The sequence below is a fragment of the Mesorhizobium sp. M2A.F.Ca.ET.067.02.1.1 genome, from assembly GCF_004023285.1.
In the GTDB taxonomy this organism is placed as follows: Bacteria; Pseudomonadota; Alphaproteobacteria; order Rhizobiales; family Rhizobiaceae; genus Mesorhizobium.
Window position 1 is genome coordinate 1 of the sequence record NZ_RZSB01001105.1, and the last position, 1343, is coordinate 1343.

The following is a 1343-nucleotide window of genomic DNA, read 5'->3' on the forward strand; positions in this document are numbered from 1 at the left end:
ATCCCCTTTCTTCAGTTCTTCATTTCTTCAATTCCTCAATTCCCCTCCTCAATTCCCCAGTTCCCCTCCCCCAGCGCAAATCACCCCCGCCTCAAGGGACGGGGGTGACATGCGAGGGTATCGGATAAAGGGGGTAGCCTTTCCCGGCCCTCACAAGCTCAGCAGACGATTCAGATCCTCCTCCGTCGCCTGCCGCTCGATGATGGTGCGGCCTTGCGCGTCGGTCATCTCGAAACGGCCGTTCTGGACTTCTTCCTTCATGCCGTTGCGGTGGACGACGGTGATCTTGTTGCCGTCGATCGAGAGCGTGTCGCCGGTTGCCGCGTTGGTATAGCTGTTCTTGCCGCCGGGATTGGCATGGCCCTTGCCGCTGTTGTTGCCTGGTCCCGCATTGGGGTTGCCCCCGCCGGCATTGCTGTTGTCGGAATTGCCGCCGGCGGAGCCCGAATTGGAGCCACCTGCGGAGCCGGAGTTGGAACCGCCGCCGGAACCCGAATTGCCGCCATTGCCGTTGCCGCCGCTATTGCCGTTGCCGGCGTAGGCGGCGGACAAGAGCTTTGTCACGTTGCCCGGCGCCAGCAGGCAGGGCGCGACCACAACCGCCAGCGCGACAGCGAGGCGCAGCGAGAGGTCGGCTAGCCTTTTGCGGGCGGGTTGGCGCATTCTTTTCCTTCTTGCCGGTTCCACCTCGGTTTGCCGAAGGTCCGCTCTCGGCACGAGCACCGCGGAACCGGTCGCTTGACGGAGGCAAGGATCACATTCCTCCGACGCGACGAAAGCGGCCCACGACCCATGCTCCGGCCGATCAGACCATTTCCGCCGCCATGGGTGACCAATGTCGCAACAGCAGCAATCGCCGCAGCTTGAAAAAATTACCCCCGCACGGAGGCGGGGGTAAGGTGAGTAGCCAGATTCCATCGCAAGACGATCAGGACCGTAGAGACGAAGCAAAAGGTGGCAACCTGATTTTGCAGCGCTGACCTTCGGTCCCTTAAGATCTAATCCGGATAAAACCTCGCTCTCACAAACTGTGCTTTCACAAACTCTTCAGGCGATTGAGATCGGCCATGGTGGCCTTGCGGTCGACGATGGTGCGTCCGTATTTGTCTTCCATCCTGAACCGGCCCTTCTCGATCGTCTCCTTCATTCCGTTGCGGTGCGTGACCTGGATGCTGCCGGCGGTGGCCTCGACCTTATCGCCGGTCGCCGCGTTCACGTGGCTGTCGACATCGGCGGCGCTTGCCTGGCTGGCGCTGTTGCTCGAGCTGCTGTTGCCGTTACTGTTCCCGCTGTTCCCGCTGCTGTTGCCGCTTCCGTTTCCGCTGTTTCCGCCGCTATTGCCG

The 1343-nt window shown here is 61.5% G+C and carries 2 protein-coding genes; one reads left to right on the forward strand and one right to left on the reverse strand.

Features of this window, described 5'->3' with window-relative positions; translation table 11 throughout:
- Positions 1 to 150 precede the first annotated feature (150 nt).
- A complete protein-coding gene (locus EOA28_RS35825) occupies positions 151 to 663 on the reverse strand; it encodes a hypothetical protein (protein ID WP_127253605.1) in 513 nt (170 codons plus the stop codon).
- Positions 664 to 1067: 404 nt separating this feature from the next.
- Here EOA28_RS35825 and EOA28_RS39770 point away from each other — a divergent pair.
- Positions 1068 to 1343, forward strand: a 276-nt coding sequence (locus tag EOA28_RS39770; protein ID WP_210214995.1) for a hypothetical protein, incomplete at its 3' end; no start/stop codon positions are given.

Bases quoted from the DNA above. Each gene is read 5' to 3' on its own strand.
- EOA28_RS35825 (WP_127253605.1), bottom strand. From the start codon at position 663: ATGCGCCAACCCGCCCGCAAAAGGCTAGCCGACCTCTCGCTGCGCCTC.